Source organism: Aliirhizobium cellulosilyticum (genome assembly GCF_014198105.1).
Lineage (GTDB): Bacteria > Pseudomonadota > Alphaproteobacteria > Rhizobiales > Rhizobiaceae > Neorhizobium > Neorhizobium cellulosilyticum.
Genome location: NZ_JACIGW010000001.1, coordinates 834327 through 850983 on the forward strand (window position 1 = coordinate 834327; position 16657 = coordinate 850983).

The window sequence follows — 16657 nt, forward strand, 5'->3', positions numbered from 1 at the left end:
AAGGGGTGACCGCAGTTTGTGTGGAAGATGGTAATTTATTGTTTTTATATGTAAATTATGCGCATTCGTAATTGCGGCAAGCGTTTTCGCGCAGTCGTTGCCAGTGATTGTGATGCCGATCAGGAGCCTTTGACGACCGCGGTGAAGCGAGGCCGTGTGAAGGCGTTTTCCGAATAGGTGACGGTTCCGAAGCCGAACAGGGCGGAGAACGCGGTATATTGCGTTATGCCCTCAACGAAAATGATCGAGTCACCGGAAGGGATGGTTGGCAAGGTGGTCGTGTCCAGCTTCTGTGTGGGCAGCAGAGCCGTCGTGCCTGCCTTTTTCGTCCAGTCAGCGGTGTATTTTCCATTCTTCCAGATGACGCTGGTGATGCGCAGCGCGTTCGGCATGGACTTGTCTGCCTGTAACGCGGCAAAGGTGCCATAGGTCTTGGTGAAGAAGGTATCGTCCATCGTCATCTGGCGCGCAACAATATCCGCCACGATGCCATTTGCCTCGACGATCCGGTTATAGGAGCGCAGCAAGTCATAGAGCGTCGTTGCGCCTAGAAACAGCAGGATGATGATCGGAACGGTCAGGGCGAATTCGATGCCGGACGTGCCGGCCTCGTTCGACAGGAGGCGCTTTGCGTAAAACTGTCTGGTCATATCGGCTCGTTGACGAAGGCGAAGCTGGAGGTGAGGCGCATGGCGCCGGTATTGTCTTTCGGCACGGAAAGCCCGTAGCCGATCCCCGGAATCATCGGATCGACGACAAAACAGGCACGGGCGAAGACAAGCTGCGAGGTCTGTCCCGCCTGATAGGTGGTGACCGGATCGATCGCCACGCTTCGGTCGACGCAAGGCGTGTCTGAGGTGGGGAAGTCCGCTGCTGTATCGATCGGCGTCAGTTCCAGCCGCAACGCTTTCTCGCAATTGGCCAGGATGAAGGCTTCGTCACAGACCTTTTGCTTGTACTGGGTGTAGCTCATCGCGGTCGTGCCGATCTGCACGGCGCGCGATGCGCGGCTGAGACCACGATCGAGCATGATCGACTGCGTCATGATCCAGCCGGCCTCAAGCACGGAAAACAGGAGAGCGAGAACGAGCGGTACCAGCAGCGCGAATTCGACGGCGGCACTGCCGCTCCGGTCGGCAAGGTGAAGGCGAAGCCGGCGGGTCACTGGGTCAGTCTCAGCTTCTTGATCGAAATGGAGATCGATTTGAAGGCATCGGTGATGTTTGAGCCCGATGTCGGGTAGTAGTGCGCGGGGCTGGTGGCGCAGTTGGTCATCTGCGTTGTCGCATTGCCTGAAACTTCGAAACCGATGGTGAAGATGGTGACCCCTTTCGACTTGGCCGTGGTGCAGACATTGGCAAGGCGCGTCGCGTTAGTGGAGGAGGAGGATATTTCCTTGTTGTCCGGCTTCTGGGTTACCGGGCGGCTATAATCCTTCGGCCGAAACTGCTCGGTAATCGCTCCATCGGTCATCAGCACGATAACCTTCATCGTATCCGCATCATTGAAGGCGGCGGGTCGATCGGAGAACTTGCTGTCCATCTTTCCGGCCGCCAGCACCGCTGCAAAGACGCTCTTGGCTGAGGGGTTGAGCAGCGTATAGCCCCATTGCATGGCATTCTGGGTGCCGGTGCCGTCATGCATTTCGAGTGCGTCGATCTTGGTCTTCAGTGCGGTTGCATCATTGGAAAGATAAGTGATCGAGGTGCTTTCCATCGGACACCACCAGGGGCGCATGTCGGTTCTGCCGAAATTCCAGTGGGTGAAATGCGGCACCTGGGCGGCGCTCTTGAAGACCATCGGGTCGGCGCCATAGGCGGCATTCGTCTCGCCAAGCTCGAAGCAGGAGGAATTGGAGTGGTCGCGCTTGCCGCCCAGCTTGTCGAACACTGCTGCACCGACATTCACATGGCCGGCGTAAGGCACGATGCTGATCGTCGTGTACTCCTTGGTGTCGTCGGTCAGCATTTGGTCGATGAAGGCTTTTGCCGCCGTTCTCAGGTTCTTGATCCGGTTGTTGCTGATCATCGAGCCGGACATATCGAGCATCAGCGACATTTCGATATTCTGCTTGGCTTCCTGCGCAGTCGAGACGGCACTCACCGTCAGCTTGTCAACGCCGACGAGCTTGATGAAGGACGTGTCGATCGTATAGCTGGCGGAGGCCTTGACGATGCGCTGGTTGAGGCTGTTCTGCCGCTCGAAATCGAGATTGACTTCATTGGCATAGCTCAGGTTCTTCAGGTAGTCTTGAAGCACGGCTTTGGCCTCGCGGGTCTGCGTCAGCGATGCGGCTGCGAGCACGCCCCGATCTAGCCCATCCTGAAGCTCGACGCGGATCGTCTCATAACGGGCGACATCGACGCCCGCTCCGCCGAGCGCGATCAGCGGCACCATAGCCAAGCCAAAGATCATGCCCACGTTTCCGCGCGCATCCGCACGGAAAGCCTGAAACCGACGCCAGATCATGAATGCCCCCATCAAATCGTGGAGGATATTCGCGTCCTATAATTTACAAACTCGTGAATAACGTGCCGGGCCTGCAGGCAAATATTAGGGCTTGGTTTCTGACGAGTTACTGAATATTAGGCTTAATATATATCCATAAACATTGTCATATTTCTGTGTTGCTGCCGTCCGCATTGTTCCATTGTGCGAATTCCTTCATCAGCCCTTCGAAGGCATCGAGCGGCGGGAATTCCGGATAGCCGTGCACCGCACCGCTCTGTGCCCAGGGGAATTTCGTCGAGGTGTAGGTTTCAACGAAGGGGGCGAACCATGAGGCATCGTCGAGTATGGTTGGGCGCAGGTTGACGAAAAAGTCCATGCCGACCATGCGGGTGAAGATCCAGCTCTTGCAGCGCGGGCAGTGGTAGTGGTGGATGTCATCGCCATGCGCACCGCCGATTACCGGTTCGCCGGCGGTCACTTCGAAACCGGCGGTGGGGATTGCTGCCGAGCAGGAGAAGGCACTGGCGCTCATCTTCTGGCAGCCCCTGCAATGGCAGGCCATGGTGATCATTGGCGGGGCAGTGATCTTTACACGCACCTCGCCGCAGCGGCAGGAGCCTTCGGCGGGCAGTTTCATCTGTGGCATGGCTATCTCCTCCATCTTGGGTGAAGGAGATAGCGCAGGGCGGTTGTGAAGTCAGCCGTTCTCAGAGAATATCAGGCGGGGCGTTTCGGGATTTCCAGGCCACGCTGCACGGCCGGACGAGAAAGCCCACGTTCCAGCCATTTCGGCACGTTCTTCAGCTCGTCATAAGCGATAAGCTCACCGGCGCCGTAGAAACCGATCAGGTTACGCACCCAGCCGAGCATGGAAATGTCGGCGATCGTGTATTCCTCGCCCATGATCCAGTCGCGGCCTTCCAGCCTTGTTTCCAGAACGCGGATCAGGCGGGCGCTTTCCTTGGCGTAACGGTCGCGCGGACGCTTGTCCTCAAAATCCTTGCCGGCGAATTTGTGGAAGAAGCCGAGCTGGCCGAACATCGGGCCGATGCCACCCATCTGGAACATCACCCACTGGATCGTCTCGTAGCGTTTTGCCGGATCTGCAGGCAGAAGCTTACCGGTCTTTTCCGCCAGATAGATCAGGATCGCGCCGCTTTCGAATAACGCCAGCGGTTTGCCGTCCGGACCGTTCGGGTCGAGGATGGCCGGGATCTTGCCGTTGGGATTGAGCGACAGATATTCTTCTCCCCAAGTCTCGTCGGCACCGATATTGATGAAATGCGGCTCATAGGCCAGCCCGGTTTCCTCCAGCATGATCGACACTTTCACGCCGTTCGGCGTCGGGGTCGAGTAAAGCTGCAGGACGCCCGAATCCTTCGGCGGCCATTTGGAGGTGATGGGGAAGGCGGAAAGATCGGTCATGGGCAGTTTCCTCACATGTCATTCGAGCTTCAAGACTCATTCGTGTCCTGAGGGGAGATGCGTAATAAATCCTCTGCCAATCTCACCGGAAAATCCATTCGTTCATGCAGAATGCTGATGACGCCGATGCGGCTGCCCGAGAGTTGGCGGAAGATTATATAGTGATGCTTGTAGCGGCTGAACCAGACGTCGATAGCGAGATCTTTGGGAGCGGCCAGTGATGAGGCAGGCGGCGCCAAAGAGATTTATGTCGGGAGATTTTGTCGAGATGGCGATGCAGGCCGATGATATAGGTTTCGGCTTGTGCCTCTCCCCAGGTCGAGACCGTATCCTGCCAAATTTGGTCCTGAGCCGCGTCTGCCGTAGTGTAGAAAAGATAGGCGGCCATCCAATTTAGGCTCGCTTGTTACGGCGAATGACGTCTGCCGCAGATACCTCTCTGAACTCGCTTTCGTCGGCCCGCAATCCGGGTTCGATATGTTGTTTCAGCCAGTCCCAGGCATCGTCGTTTTTCTGGATATCCTTGCGGATCAGCGCGCGAATATACTCGCTGGCATTTTCATAAAGTCCATTTTCGCCTGTCTGCTGGCGAATATGATCCTGAAGCTTGCCCGTTACACGGACGTGAATGCTTTCCGACGCCATTGCCTGTCCTTTCGTCGTAATCTCTATTGTCGCAGATATTGCCAATAAATGCGACATACAGTTTTTCTGATGCACACTGTCGGATCGGCGGTTACGTTCTCGTCTTCCAAGGGAGAAGGAGAGAAATATGCTGTATGCCATCCTGTGCTACGCCCATGAGGAAACCGTTTTTGCCTGGTCGAAGGAAGAGGAGGCTTCCGTCATGGAGAGGCTTCATGCGGTGCAGGAGCCGCTGGCGAAGGCCGGCAAGCTTGGCCCGGTCGGGCGGCTGATGCCGACTACGGCTGCAACCACGGTCAGGAAGGGCAAGGACGAGCCATTGGTGCTCGACGGTCCGTTTGCCGAAACGAAGGAAGTGCTGCTCGGCTTCTATACGGCCGAGTTCGACAGTCTCGATGAAGCGGTGGCCTTTTCGAAAGAGCTGTCAGCAGTCAATCCGGGCTCCAGTTCTTATGAAATCCGGCCCTTCTACGTCTTCCATCCGAACGAGATCAAAGCGGCGGAAGGAGGATCGTCATGACGGATTTGGCCTATATCGAACTGGCGCTGACGGCGGCGCGGCCGCAGGCGCTTGGTGCTCTGCTCCGTTATTTCCGGGATCTCGATACGGCGGAGGAGGCGTTTCAGGAGGCTTGCCTTCGCGCAATCCGCACATGGCCCGACAAGGGGCCGGCACGTGATCCCGCCGCCTGGTTGATCTTTGTCGGGCGCAATAGCGGCGTTGACCAGATCCGCAAACGGGCCAAGAATGAGCCGCTGCCGGAAGAGGCGGCGTTTTCCGATCTCTCCGATGCGGAAGAAGATATCGCCGACCGTCTCGATAATGCGCATTACCGAGACGATATCCTGCGACTGATGTTCATCTGCTGCCATCCGGACCTGCCGAATACTCAGCAGATCGCGCTCGCGCTCCGGATCGTCTCGGGGCTGACGGTGCCGCAGATCGCCCGTGCCTTTCTCATTTCGGAAAGTGCCATGGAGCAGCGGATCACCCGTGCCAAGGGGCGTGTGGCGAAAGCCCGCGTCGCCTTCGAAACCCCGGATGTTCATGAGCGCGCCGAACGGCTGAAGACCGTCACGTCGATGATTTATCTGGTCTTCAACGAAGGGTATTCCGCCGGCATAACCAATCCGGACAGCGCTACCTTCTGTGATGAGGCGATAAGACTTGTCCGGCTGCTGCTGCGGATCTTTCCAGCCGAGCCGGAGGTCATGGGGCTGACCGCACTGATGATGCTACAGCATTCGCGTGCCGGGGCCCGGTTCGACGACGAGGGCCAGATCGTGCTGCTCGAAGATCAGGACCGCGGCTGCTGGGACAGGCAACTGATCACGGAAGCGCTCGCCATGCTCGACAAGGCGATCCGCCATCGCAAGCCCGGCCCGTATCAGGTACAGGCGGCGATCTCGGCGCTGCATGCGCGCGCTAGCCACCCGGAGGAGACCGACTGGGGTGAGATCACGCTGCTTTACGAACTTTTGGAAAAGCTCGCGCCATCACCTGTCATCACACTCAACCGGGCCGTTGCCTTGTCCAAGCTCAAGGGGCCGGATGTGGCGCTGGACCTGATCGCGCCGCTTGCGGAGAAGCTCGACGGATATTTTTATTTCCACGGTGTGCGCGGCGCCTTGCTGATGCAGACCGGCAGGAGCGGGGAGGCGCGAATTGCCTTCGACCGGGCGATCACGCTCGCCAATTCGCCAGCCGAATGCGCCCATATTCGCCAGCAGCTGGACAAGCTGAACACGCCAGCGGCCGGGACCGTCTAGTCGAGCTCTCTATCAAGGACGCAGGTGGATGGTAACCATAGCGCCTCCGCCTTGCCGATTTTCGAGTTCCAGATACCCGCCGTGAGCGACTGCAATGGCTTTTACAACTGAAAGGCCCAGCCCCGTGCCGCCCGTTTCGCGTGACCGGGACGGATCACCTCTCCAAAATGGATTGACGGCAACCGCCTCCATATCCTCCGGAAAACCGGGGCCTCGATCAAGCACGCGGATGATTACGCTTTCGTCCGGCAGTCGCTCTGTCTCACAACGCAGCCAACCGCCGGTTTCAGCATAGCGGCTTACGTTTTCCATGAGCGCCAGAACGGCCTGACGAATCCGTGAGGGGTCTGCGGATATGGGGGCGGGGTGCAGGCCTGTTTCGACCTCCAACCTGCTGGCGTCAAGCATGGGCTTGGCCGCCGAGAGAACGTTCTCCACGATTTCCGCCACATCGAGAATCTGGCGTTGCATCACGAGTTGCTGACCGATAGCCAGCGACAGGGTGCGCAAGTCTTCCACAATCTTCCCCAGACCTTCCACCTGAAGCAGAAGATCGGCCAAGATTTTTCGATCCAATGGAAAAACGCCGTCGAGCATGCCCTGCAACGCGCCTTGCAGGATGGTAAGCGGTGTACGCAGCTCGTGCGCAACCGCCATGTTGTTGAAATGCAGTCTTTCTTCCATCCTTTCGAGGCTTGTCGCCAGCGCGTTGAATGTCTCGACAAGGCTTGATACTTCGGAAGTCCCGCTCGATGACGCAGAGACGCGAGCTGAAAAATCGCCAGACTTGAGGGCTTCGGCGGCAATCGTCAGATCTTCCAGTGGGCGTGCGATCCGTCTCGCCAGAAAGATGCCGATAACGGCGCAGACCAGGGCCGAAAGCAGGCCGCATATCAGAGCTGCAATCTGAATTTTGAAATCCGCCGGAGCTGCCTGCGCGTCAAAATATTCAACAAGGGTCTTGAGGGAGGCCTCATCCGGAACCCGACCCTCATTCAATATTCTGTATGCGGCCGCTGCTTCCGGCGGAAGACCATCGTTAATGCTCTCGTCTAGGTATTTGGAATACGATGTGACGCCAAGATAGGCGATGCCGACGCTCAGCATGAGCATTGTTGCAATCACAATCGCAGTAAGGGTGGCGAGCGGCAGGGCGCTGTATTTTCTCATATTCATTGGGGATCGGATAAACGATAGCCGACACCGCGCACGGCAGGGAAGAAACCAGTTTCTCCGATCTCTTCCAACTTGCGTCGAAGGTTGGAAATATGGGTGTCTACAGTCCGCACAAGCGCGTCACTTTCAGGCAAGCATGCGTCAAGGATATCGGCACGTCCGAATGCTTGGGTCGGGTGACGGATCATGTGTGCGAGAATCCGGAATTCGCTGAGCGTCAGAGACAAGGGGACACGCTGCCCGCCCCGGTTGATGAAGACCGCGTAGCTGCCGAAATCTACCTCTATCGTACGGAAACGGCGAATGGCGTCCTGCCGCTCTCCCAAAACTCGCCGCAGAACAGCCTTGACCCGCGCAACGACTTCCTGCGGGTTGAACGGTTTCACAACGTAATCGTCGGCACCCAAATGTAATCCGCTCAATCGATCAATGTCGTCTGCAAGAGCCGTGACCATGATGACCGGCGTGGAACTCGTCTGTCGAAGACGGGCCAGCACACCAAACCCGTCTATTCTGGGAATGCGTACGTCTAGCAATACAATGTCTGGCTTCAGAAGTGCGTGATGCTGCAGGGCGGTTTCACCGTCAGCGGCCTGCACGGTTCTGAAGCCCTCACGCAGCAGATATCCTTCAATTATCTTTGCTATTGCCGGCTCATCCTCGACGATGAGAACAAGATTGTTATTCATTTTAACGCCTTGCGGCCATTCATCTATTTCACATTGCGCCGCCAATACGTCGGACAATATGGGCTTCCGTAATTGCGGACAATCCTCAGACGGACGGATAACCGATTCCGGACAGGTCCTTGATCCGATCTTCGCCGTTTCTTGACACTCGGGTTCCACCTAGCCGCTGTCCCACAGTCAGGAGAGACCGGCATGCGAAGAACAGAAAACAGCTACTTGTCCGTAGCGTCCGATGACCGGTGGCGGTACGCCCCCCGAACAGGCGTCAATCGAGCGTTGACCGTCATCGCCAGGTCGATAATCTGCGTTAGCTTTGTTTTCATGATATTTCCGACGATCGATCTGGCTGTGTCGCGCTGGTTTGCCAATGGCGCGGTCTTCTTTCTGACGGAACAACCGGTTTTGAAAGGTCTGAGGGATTTCAGCCGCCAGAGCCTGATCTGCATTATCATTGCAATGCTGCTACTTATCGGCTTGCACATCTTCCTGCCAAGACGATACCGGTTCTGCCAACCCCACAAACCACTCTTCGTTCTCCTGAGCTTTTTCGTTGGCCCGATCATCGTTGTTGAAATCCTGAAAGTCTTAATCGGTCGAGCGCGTCCTCGAGATTTGATCGAATTCGGCGGGAACGCGGACTTTACGCCAGTATTACAGTTTTCCGCCGCATGTGTTCGTAACTGCTCCTTCCCATCCGGAGAGGCTGCTGCTGCTGCTGCTGCGCTTTCCCTTCTGGTGCTCGTTCCTGCAAAGCTGCGCCGGATCGCGGCGATTGCTCTTTCGCCGTGTCTTTTGTTTATTGCATTTAATCGCGTTCTCTTCGGCGCCCATTTCCTTTCAGATGTCGTCTTCGGCTGGCTTTTCACAATGCTGGCGATGGTCTGGATTTGGAGATGGATGGAAGCGCGGGCGAAAGACATCGACAAATTCTTCGCGAGGACACGACCTTAGCAGGCGAAGAAGGTGCCAGAGCTGCACGAAAGGTCCCTTCGACGGAAAGGTTCTGTGTGGGATGTTCAGCGCTTAGGCGGACGCAGCGTCATCACGACCGAGATGACGTCGCCGGCGGTAATGCCGGTTTTCTTGCGAACGGCATCCTTCAAGGGCAGGAAATAGGTGCCCTCCTTGGCGAAGAGTGCCGTGTAGAATTCAGTGCCGGAGATCTTAACGTCTACCGGGATCATGCCCCAGCCATAGGTGAGGAGCTTTGACAGGCGGGCGATTTCGTCGGCCTCATCCTTCGGCAGCGGGGCGAAGAAAAAAGGGGCGGGGCCGCGCCAGTGGATGACCTCGGCTTCGAACTGGATCGCCTTCATGGGCCGCCTTGCGTTGTTCATCGGTCTCTGGCGGTGAAAGGTAGTGTTGTGGAGCCGGAAAGCAAAACGGCCCCGCGTGAGCGGAGCCGTTTCCAGTCTCTTTCGAGATATGCCGCAGCTTAGAGGGCGATATCGGGAACCTTCTTGACTTCGCCGGCCGGAGCAACCGCTGCCGGCTGGCCGTAGCTTGCCGGGTCGATCGTCGGAGCCTTGATGGCGAGCTGCAGGCGCTCTTCGGTCGCGGCCCATTCGCGGACCAGCATGTCCGGGTTCTCGTTGAGCTTCTTGCCGTAGCTCGGAACGATCGTGTGCAGCTTGTCCTGCCATTCCTGGGTCTTGAGCTTTTCGGCAAAGACCTTCTTCAGCACGTCGAGCATGATCGGCGCTGCGGTCGATGCACCCGGCGATGCGCCGAGCAGAGCCGCAATCGTGCCGTCTTCGGCCGCGACGATCTCTGTGCCGAGCTTCAGCACGCCGCCCTTTTCTGCATCCTTCTTGATGATCTGGACGCGCTGACCGGCCTGCCAGAAGCGCCAGTCTTCAGCCTTGGCGTTCGGGAAGTACTTGCGCAGCTCGGCCAGACGGTCGTCGTCGGACATCATCAGCTGGCCGGCGAGATACTGGACGAGCGCAAACTCGTCGGTACCGACCTTGGCCATCGGCCAGATATTGTCGAGCGTGATCGTCGAGGGCAGGTCGAACAGCGAACCGTCCTTGAGGAACTTCGTCGAGAAAGTGGCGAATGGTCCGAACAGGATGTGGCGCTTGCCGTCGAAGACGCGGGTATCGAGATGCGGGACCGACATCGGCGGCGCACCTGTTTCCGCCTGGCCATAGGCCTTGGCGAGGTGCTGGTTGACGATTTCCGGATTGTCGCAGACGAGGAAGGAGCCGCCGACCGGGAAGCCGGCATAATCATCGCCTTCCGGAATGCCGGACATCTGCAGAAGAGGCAAAGCGCCGCCACCTGCACCGAGGAAGACGAACTTCGCCTTGATCGAACCGGCCGAACCGCTCTTGGTATCGTCGAAGAAGACGGTCCAGGTGCCGTCCTCATTCTTCTCGATCGCGGTGACTTCCGAGTTGGTGTGCAGTTTGAACGTGTCGCGGCTTTTCAGCGATGCGACATATTGCGTGGTGATCTCGCCGAAGTTGACGTCGGTGCCGAGTGGGCTCCAGGTGGCGGCGAGCTTCTGGGCCGGATCGCGGCCTTCGATCATCAGCGGAACCCATTTGGCGATCTCTGCCTGGTCGGTCGAGAACTGCATGCCGGCAAACAGCGGGCTCGCCTTCAGCGCTTCGAAGCGCTTGCCGAGAAATTCGATATTCTCGTCACCCCAGACAAAGCTCATGTGCGGGGTGGAGTTGATGAAGGAGCGCGGGTCCTTCAGAACGCCGGCATCGATCTGGTGTGCCAGGAACTGGCGGGTGATCTGGAACTGCTCGTTGATGCCGACGGCGCGCGCGATCTGGACGTTGCCGTTCGAATCTTCCGGCGTGTAGTTCAACTCGGCAAGAGCGGAGTGACCGGTGCCGGCATTGTTCCAGCCGTTGGAGCTTTCCATCGCCACGTTGTCGAGGCGCTCGATCATTTCGATCTGCCAGGTCGGCTCAAGTTCGGAGAGAAGCACGCCGAGCGTGGCGCTCATGATGCCGCCGCCGACGAGAAGGACGTCGACCGTCTTGTCGGAGCTTGCCTGTGCCCAGGCGGGGATTGCAGTGGTGCTGACGACGGCCGCACCGCCGGCTGCTGAACCGAGAAGCTGGCGACGGCTCAGGTTGAGACCGCTTGCAGAGGCTTTGGATGGGGTGTTCTTGCTGGAAGGCAACGGGAACCTCAAAACTGTTTGTTGCTCCTCCCGGCGCGGTGAATAAGGGAAATATGTTTTAGCGACAAGTGGGCGATGCGGCATTTTGTCAGGATGGCGCAGTGTCGCGGTAAAAAGATGATGAAAACGGTCTTGTTTCAATTCCGGCTCGTGGATATAGCGCGGGGGCGCATTGTCGCGCCACTAACTCAGGAAACACCGTCGTGACTGTATCCAAGTCCATCCTGGCCGTATCCGGCTTCTGCGCGGGTCTGAGCCTGCTTGCCATGAGCCCGGCCAATGCCGCCACTACCTATCCACTGACGATCGACAATTGCGGTGCATCGGTTACCTTCAACAAGGCTCCGGAGCGGGCAGTCGGTCTGGGCCAGAACAGCGCGGAAATCCTGCTGCTGCTCGGCCTCGAGGACAAGATGGTCGGCACGGCATTCTGGCCGAGCAAGGTTCTGCCGCAGCTTGAGGCCGCCAATGCGAAGGTCAAGCTTCTGACCGTCGAATTCCCGACCTTCGAGAGCATTCTGGCGCAGAATCCGGATTTCGTTGCCGCCGCGCTGCCGAGCCTGATCGGCCCGACCAGCAAGGTTGCCAAGCGCGAGGATTTCGACAAGGTCGGCGTGCCGTCCTACATCTCGCCGAGCACATGCCTCTCCACCGAAAAAGTGAAGAACGAATATGGCAGCCGAGAGCAGCTTTGGAACATGGACCTGCTCTACAGGGAGATCTCCGAGCTTTCACAGATCTTTGACGTTTCGGATCGCGGCCAAGCCCTGATCGACGATTTCAAGAAGCGCGAGGCCGACCTGCGCGCCAGCGTTTCCAAGGACGGCAAGAAGCTCTCCTACGTCTTCTGGTTCTCCAGCCCGTCGCCGACCGCTGACGCCTATCTCGGCGGCAAGAATGGTGCGTCCGGTTTCATCGCCGATGTGCTTGGCGGCGAAAGCGCCATCAAGACCGAAGCGGAATGGCCGACGCTCGGATGGGAAAGCATCATTGCCACCAATCCCGACGTCATCGTCGTTGCCAATCTCGACCGCAACCGCTGGGAACTCGACAAGCCGGAAGCCAAGATCAAGTTCCTGACCACCGATCCGGCCGTCAGCCAGATCCAGGCCGTCAAGAACAAGGCTTTGGTCGTGATGGACGGCCAGGCAATGAACCCGACCGTGCGCACCATCTATGGTGCCGAGCAGGTGGCCGAACAGCTCAAGGCACTTGGTCTCCTGAAGTGAGCGAGGATCGCCGTTCGATACATTCCCAGGGCCGGCAGTTCGTCGTGTTTTCGGCACTGTTGCTGGTCTCGCTGGCGGCGATCGCGCTGGTCGTCGGTGTCAGTGTCGGGATAGGCGATCTGCCGATCCCGCTGTCGACGACCTACGCGGCGATAAGCAATCGGCTGGGCTGGACGGCGATCGAACTCAACCGCATCCATGAGACGGTGATCTGGGATTACCGTCTCAGCCGCGCGCTGGTCGCGGCTTTCTGCGGTGCGGGACTGGCTCTTTCCGGCGCGATCATGCAGTCGCTGCTGCGCAATCCACTGGCGGAGCCTTATGTGCTTGGCATTTCCGCCGGCGCCTCGACAGGGGCGGTGGCGATCGTCATTCTCGGGCTGGGTGCCGGTACGGTGTCGTTGTCTTCCGGTGCATTCGCGGGCGCCTTTGCTGCCTTCTTCTTCGTGGCGCTGTTGTCCAACGGCACGCGGGGCGGGGCGGATCGCACCATTCTTGCCGGTGTCGCAGCCTCGCAGCTTTTCAATGCTGCAACTTCCTATATCGTCACGACATCCGGCAATGCGCAGCAGGCGCGCGACGTGATGTTCTGGCTGCTCGGCAGTTTCGGCGGCGTGCGCTGGCCGGAATTCATGCTGGTCTCGGTTGTCGTCGGTATCTGTCTGATCGTCTGCCTGTGTTATGCGCGGGTGCTCGATGCCTTTGCCTTCGGGGATGAGGCGGCAGCCTCGCTCGGCGTCAATGTCGCCTGGGCGCGGATCATTCTTTTTGCGCTCACCGCCATGATGACGGCGACGATCGTCTCTATGGTCGGCACGATCGGTTTCGTCGGCCTTGTCGTGCCGCATGCGGCGCGGTTCGTCGTCGGGCCGCTGCACATCCGGCTGCTGCCGGCCTGCGCGATCGTCGGGGCGATCTTCATGGTGCTGGCGGATATCGCGTCCAGGGCTCTGATCCCGCAGCAGGTCCTGCCGATCGGTGTCGTCACCGCACTCGTCGGCGTGCCGTTCTTTGCGGTTATCCTCTATCGTTTCCAGAGGGTGTCATGAGCATCAGGACCGAAAATCTCACCTGGAAGATCGGCGCCAAGACTATTCTCGACGGCGTCTCCTTCGAAGCGCAGCCCGGCCAGATGCTCGGGCTTCTGGGGCCGAACGGTTCCGGCAAGACTTCGCTTCTACGGCTGCTTGCAGGGCTGAAGAAGCCGCATTCGGGCAGCGTCACGCTCGAAGGCCGGGATATCAAAAGTATCGGCCGCCGCGCGATGGCGCAGCGTGTCGCCTTCGTCGAACAGCATGCGACGACCAATTCCAATCTCAAGGTCATCGATGTGGTCAAGCTCGGGCGGTTTCCGCATCGCTCGATGTTTTCCGGCTGGTCGAAGACGGATGACGATGCGGTAGCGCAGGCACTGGAGCGTGCCGGCATGATCGAGAAGCGCCACGACCGCTGGCAGAGCCTTTCCGGTGGCGAGAAGCAGCGGGCACATATCGCCCGTGCGCTGGCGCAATCGCCGCAGGAGCTCATTCTCGACGAGCCGACCAACCATCTCGACATCCAGCACCAGATCAGCCTGATGCGTTTGGTCTCCAGCCTGCCGGTGACGAGCATCATCGCCCTGCACGACCTCAATCACGCGGCGATGTTCTGCGACCGGCTGATCGTCATGCAAAAGGGCAGGATCGTCGCGTCGGGTGCGCCGGAAGAGATCGTGACGCAGGAACTGCTGCGCGACGTCTTCTCGGTCGATGCACGGGTGGAAACCTCGCCGCATCACGCGCGACCGCATATCCATTATCTGCGATAGTCATTGAGGGCCGGAGAAAAAATCTCAGGCCCTGTCGGTTTCCTGTCTTCTCCTTCGTCCTAGGTTCACCATCCGATGCGATGAACAGGGTTTCAGAAGGGAGACAGAACCATGACCGCCACCTATGCGCTGCAGCTTACCCGCGAATTCGACGTATCCGCCGAAAAGCTATTCAAGGTCTGGACTACGCCGGAGCGGTTCGGCGAGTGGTTCTGCCCACTTCCCTGGAAGGTCACCGAAGCGCGCTCGGACCTTCGCCCGGGCGGCGAAAGTTTCGTGCTGATGGAAGGCCCGAACGGCGAGAAGATCCACAATCCGGGCGTCTATCTGGAGATCGTTCCAGGCCGCAAGCTGGTCTTCACCGATGCCTATACCGCCGGATGGGTGCCGTCGGAAAAGCCGTTCTTGACCGGCATTCTCGAATTCGAGGATCTGGGCAACGGACGCTCGCGCTATACCGCGACTGCGGCTCACTGGAACGAAGAGGACATGAAGGCGCATCAGCAAATGGGCTTCGAAGAGGGCTGGGGGATCGTTGCCGATCAGATGGCCGAAGTGGCGAAAACGATCTGAGGAATTCGGAGTCGTTTCAAATGGATATCCCGGCAGCTTGACAGGATGATTCAGCCGCCGGATCCCGTCAGATCTCCTCGATCCGGCGCTGTTCTTCCGGCAGGACGGAAAGTTCGCGCCAGTCGATCTCCTCAAGGAAGAGATTGTATTCGTCGACGGTGAGCTTGTTGTCCTCGCGCAATTGTTCGATGGCTTCGCGCTGGGCATTGATCGCATCGAGCGCCAGCCGGCGATAGGTGGCGAGCGCGGTCGCGCCTTCCGCATGCAGGTTGCCGTGCTTTTCCAGCTTGAAATTGTTGCGCAGCATCTCCGCCTCCGGGCCGGTGGCGGTTTCGAGCTTCATGAAACCGGCCCGGGCGATATGGGCGCGTAGCTTGGTGACTTCGCGCAGGCTTTGCGCCGTCCGGTCGAGGCCGAGCCATCTGATCAGCGGGATGAGTGTCAGTCCCTGCGCCACGAGAGTTGCAAGAACGACGGCGAAGGCGGCAAGCACGACCATGTCACGCTGAGGGAAATCCGCCGGCAGGGCAAAGGCGGTGGCCAGCGTAACGAGGCCGCGCATGCCGCACCAGCCGGCAAGCACCGCCTGTTTCATGGTGGCCGGTTCGGGCCGGCCGGCGCGGCGGGCGTAATAGGCGTGGATGCGGTTGAAGCCGATGCAGACGATCAGCCTGACCATGATGACGGTGACGACGACAAGACCGGCGAAGGTTATGGCATCGCCCAGATGACCGGGCTCCATGTCCGACAGGATGGCGCGCGCCTGCATGCCCATCAGCAGGAAGGCCATGACGTTCAGGACGAAGACGGCGGCGCTCCAGACCGCATAGGACTGGACCCGCATGCGGGCCGATGAACGCGCCTCGGACATCTGCGCAAGCGTCATGCCGCAGGCAACGACGGCGAGGACCGCGGAGAGATGCAGTCTTGTGGCGATGATCCAGAGCAGAAAGGTCTGGGCAAACTGCATGACATTGCCGCCGAGCGTGCCGCTGACGGACAGGGTGAGGCGGCGGATCAGGCGGGCGGCGACAATGCCGAAGATGATGCCGCCGGGCACTGCAAGCGCCAGATGCAGGCCGACTTCGGTATCGAGATGACCGGCCGACTGGATCGCCAGCGCTGCATCGAAGATGAGCAGGGCGGCGGCATCGTTGAACAGGCTTTCGCCGCGCAGGATAGTGTCGGTTTCGCGCGGAATCGAAACGGCAGAAAGCATGGCCGTGGCGGCAGCGGCGTCGGGCGGCGCGACGATCGCGCCGAGCACCACGGCTGCCGCAATCGGCAGGCCGGCAAAGGTGGAGCCGACCCAGGCGACGGATGCGGCGGTGACGATGACGCCACCGATGGCGAAGGCGACAAGCGGCAGCCAGAAGCGCTTGGCCGTGCCGAGCGGGAAGTCGAAGGCTGCATCGAGAAGGGCGGGGGCAATGAACAGGGCCAGTGCGGTTGCCGGGTCGATGTTGATCACCGGCGTACCCGGAATGAGCGCCACGGCCGCGCCCGCCAGCGCCAGCATCGAGGGATAAGGCATCCTCAGCCGTCGCGACACCTGCAGAAGCATGATCGCCACAAGGATCAGGACGAGGAGGCTTTCGAAGAAGCTCATGTCATCTCCCGACTGAGCGAATAGGGACAGGTGCTGAACTTGATGATTGTCAGTGATATGGCACCTGAACTTAGGCCAGCTATCGAATTTGTCGAACGGTAAGTTCGATGGTTTGCTGTTTGCGCTTGGAACCACCGC

The 16657-nt window shown here is 59.0% G+C and carries 18 protein-coding genes; 7 read left to right on the forward strand and 11 right to left on the reverse strand.

The genetic code is table 11. The annotated features are described in order from the left end of the window. Window positions 1-119: 119 nt before the first annotated feature. The 6 genes from GGE33_RS03890 to GGE33_RS03915 form a co-directional block, all read right to left on the reverse strand. Window positions 120-650, reverse strand: coding sequence for a hypothetical protein (locus tag GGE33_RS03890; protein ID WP_183821312.1), 531 nt, complete (start codon window positions 648-650; stop codon window positions 120-122). Continuing rightward, window positions 647-1165 carry a TadE/TadG family type IV pilus assembly protein gene (locus tag GGE33_RS03895; RefSeq protein ID WP_183821313.1) on the reverse strand — a complete coding sequence of 173 codons (519 nt, stop codon included), beginning with the start codon at window positions 1163-1165 and terminating at the stop codon, window positions 647-649. The genes GGE33_RS03890 and GGE33_RS03895 overlap by 4 nt, the downstream gene beginning before the upstream one ends. After that, window positions 1162-2415, reverse strand: coding sequence for a TadE/TadG family type IV pilus assembly protein (locus GGE33_RS03900; protein ID WP_183685218.1), 1254 nt, complete (start codon window positions 2413-2415; stop codon window positions 1162-1164). Before GGE33_RS03900 ends, GGE33_RS03895 begins: the two co-directional genes overlap by 4 nt. Window positions 2416-2614: 199 nt before the next feature. After that, the gene (locus tag GGE33_RS03905; protein WP_183821314.1) at window positions 2615-3097 is read right to left on the reverse strand and encodes a GFA family protein; all 483 of its coding nucleotides are present in this window, start codon (window positions 3095-3097) and stop codon (window positions 2615-2617) included. Between the two features lie 71 nt (window positions 3098-3168). Continuing rightward, window positions 3169-3876, reverse strand: a complete 708-nt coding sequence (locus GGE33_RS03910) for a glutathione S-transferase N-terminal domain-containing protein (protein ID WP_183821315.1) — start codon at window positions 3874-3876, stop codon at window positions 3169-3171. 393 nt (window positions 3877-4269) lie between these two features. Next, window positions 4270-4521: a ribbon-helix-helix domain-containing protein gene (locus GGE33_RS03915; RefSeq protein ID WP_148145688.1), complete on the reverse strand. Its 252-nt coding sequence runs from the start codon at window positions 4519-4521 to the stop codon at window positions 4270-4272. A gap of 127 nt (window positions 4522-4648) precedes the next feature. Between GGE33_RS03915 and GGE33_RS03920 the strand changes: the two genes are divergently transcribed. Beyond that, window positions 4649-5041: a YciI family protein gene (locus GGE33_RS03920; protein WP_183821316.1), complete on the forward strand. Its 393-nt coding sequence runs from the start codon at window positions 4649-4651 to the stop codon at window positions 5039-5041. Further along, window positions 5038-6291 (forward strand): RNA polymerase sigma factor, encoded by a 1254-nt coding sequence (locus GGE33_RS03925; protein WP_183821317.1) that lies wholly within the window; start codon window positions 5038-5040, stop codon window positions 6289-6291. The genes GGE33_RS03920 and GGE33_RS03925 overlap by 4 nt, the downstream gene beginning before the upstream one ends. A gap of 12 nt (window positions 6292-6303) precedes the next feature. Here GGE33_RS03925 and GGE33_RS03930 read toward each other — a convergent pair whose 3' ends face one another. Both GGE33_RS03930 and GGE33_RS03935 read right to left on the reverse strand, forming a co-directional pair. Further along, on the reverse strand, window positions 6304-7467 hold the full coding sequence (locus GGE33_RS03930) for an ATP-binding protein (protein WP_183821318.1): 1164 nt from the start codon (window positions 7465-7467) through the stop codon (window positions 6304-6306). After that, window positions 7464-8156: a response regulator gene (locus tag GGE33_RS03935; protein WP_148145935.1), complete on the reverse strand. Its 693-nt coding sequence runs from the start codon at window positions 8154-8156 to the stop codon at window positions 7464-7466. The genes GGE33_RS03930 and GGE33_RS03935 overlap by 4 nt, the downstream gene beginning before the upstream one ends. Before the next feature lie 192 nt (window positions 8157-8348). On the opposite strand from GGE33_RS03935, the gene GGE33_RS03940 reads away from it, so the two are divergent. Beyond that, window positions 8349-9107 (forward strand): phosphatase PAP2 family protein, encoded by a 759-nt coding sequence (locus GGE33_RS03940; RefSeq protein WP_210303566.1) that lies wholly within the window; start codon window positions 8349-8351, stop codon window positions 9105-9107. A 65-nt stretch (window positions 9108-9172) separates the two neighbouring features. Here the strand turns inward: GGE33_RS03940 and GGE33_RS03945 are convergent, their stop codons facing one another. Together GGE33_RS03945 and mqo are read right to left on the reverse strand one after the other, a co-directional pair. Then, a complete protein-coding gene (locus tag GGE33_RS03945) occupies window positions 9173-9493 on the reverse strand; it encodes a DUF1905 domain-containing protein (protein WP_246435722.1) in 321 nt (106 codons plus the stop codon). Between the two features lie 98 nt (window positions 9494-9591). Beyond that, window positions 9592-11301 (reverse strand): malate dehydrogenase (quinone), encoded by a 1710-nt coding sequence (gene mqo, locus GGE33_RS03950; RefSeq protein ID WP_246435724.1) that lies wholly within the window; start codon window positions 11299-11301, stop codon window positions 9592-9594. Window positions 11302-11504: 203 nt separating this feature from the next. Here mqo and GGE33_RS03955 point away from each other — a divergent pair, with 203 nt between their 5' ends. The 4 genes from GGE33_RS03955 (at window position 11505) to GGE33_RS03970 (ending at window position 14910) form a co-directional block, all read left to right on the forward strand. Further along, window positions 11505-12530 (forward strand): ABC transporter substrate-binding protein, encoded by a 1026-nt coding sequence (locus tag GGE33_RS03955; RefSeq protein WP_394353616.1) that lies wholly within the window; start codon window positions 11505-11507, stop codon window positions 12528-12530. Window positions 12531-12547: 17 nt separating this feature from the next. Continuing rightward, window positions 12548-13579, forward strand: a complete 1032-nt coding sequence (locus GGE33_RS03960) for a FecCD family ABC transporter permease (protein WP_394353631.1) — start codon at window positions 12548-12550, stop codon at window positions 13577-13579. Then, the gene (locus GGE33_RS03965; RefSeq protein WP_183821319.1) at window positions 13576-14337 is read left to right on the forward strand and encodes an ABC transporter ATP-binding protein; all 762 of its coding nucleotides are present in this window, start codon (window positions 13576-13578) and stop codon (window positions 14335-14337) included. Before GGE33_RS03960 ends, GGE33_RS03965 begins: the two co-directional genes overlap by 4 nt. A 111-nt stretch (window positions 14338-14448) precedes the next feature. Then, entirely contained in the window at window positions 14449-14910 is a 462-nt protein-coding gene (locus GGE33_RS03970) for an SRPBCC family protein (RefSeq protein ID WP_183821320.1), read from the forward strand. Between the two features lie 67 nt (window positions 14911-14977). Here GGE33_RS03970 and GGE33_RS03975 read toward each other — a convergent pair whose 3' ends face one another. Then, a complete protein-coding gene (locus GGE33_RS03975; RefSeq protein WP_183821321.1) occupies window positions 14978-16519 on the reverse strand; it encodes a cation:proton antiporter in 1542 nt (513 codons plus the stop codon). Between the last annotated feature and the right edge of the window lie 138 nt (window positions 16520-16657).

Bases quoted from the DNA above. Each gene is read 5' to 3' on its own strand.
- GGE33_RS03890 (WP_183821312.1), bottom strand. From the start codon at position 650: ATGACCAGACAGTTTTACGCAAAGCGCCTCCTGTCGAACGAGGCCGGC.
- GGE33_RS03930 (WP_183821318.1), bottom strand. From the start codon at position 7,467: ATGAATATGAGAAAATACAGCGCCCTGCCGCTCGCCACCCTTACTGCG.
- GGE33_RS03915 (WP_148145688.1), bottom strand. From the start codon at position 4,521: ATGGCGTCGGAAAGCATTCACGTCCGTGTAACGGGCAAGCTTCAGGAT.
- GGE33_RS03945 (WP_246435722.1), bottom strand. From the start codon at position 9,493: ATGAACAACGCAAGGCGGCCCATGAAGGCGATCCAGTTCGAAGCCGAG.
- GGE33_RS03925 (WP_183821317.1), top strand. From the start codon at position 5,038: ATGACGGATTTGGCCTATATCGAACTGGCGCTGACGGCGGCGCGGCCG.
- GGE33_RS03940 (WP_210303566.1), top strand. From the start codon at position 8,349: ATGCGAAGAACAGAAAACAGCTACTTGTCCGTAGCGTCCGATGACCGG.
- GGE33_RS03905 (WP_183821314.1), bottom strand. From the start codon at position 3,097: ATGCCACAGATGAAACTGCCCGCCGAAGGCTCCTGCCGCTGCGGCGAG.
- GGE33_RS03965 (WP_183821319.1), top strand. From the start codon at position 13,576: ATGAGCATCAGGACCGAAAATCTCACCTGGAAGATCGGCGCCAAGACT.
- GGE33_RS03975 (WP_183821321.1), bottom strand. From the start codon at position 16,519: ATGAGCTTCTTCGAAAGCCTCCTCGTCCTGATCCTTGTGGCGATCATG.
- GGE33_RS03935 (WP_148145935.1), bottom strand. From the start codon at position 8,156: ATGAATAACAATCTTGTTCTCATCGTCGAGGATGAGCCGGCAATAGCA.
- GGE33_RS03910 (WP_183821315.1), bottom strand. From the start codon at position 3,876: ATGACCGATCTTTCCGCCTTCCCCATCACCTCCAAATGGCCGCCGAAG.
- GGE33_RS03970 (WP_183821320.1), top strand. From the start codon at position 14,449: ATGACCGCCACCTATGCGCTGCAGCTTACCCGCGAATTCGACGTATCC.
- GGE33_RS03920 (WP_183821316.1), top strand. From the start codon at position 4,649: ATGCTGTATGCCATCCTGTGCTACGCCCATGAGGAAACCGTTTTTGCC.
- GGE33_RS03900 (WP_183685218.1), bottom strand. From the start codon at position 2,415: ATGATCTTTGGCTTGGCTATGGTGCCGCTGATCGCGCTCGGCGGAGCG.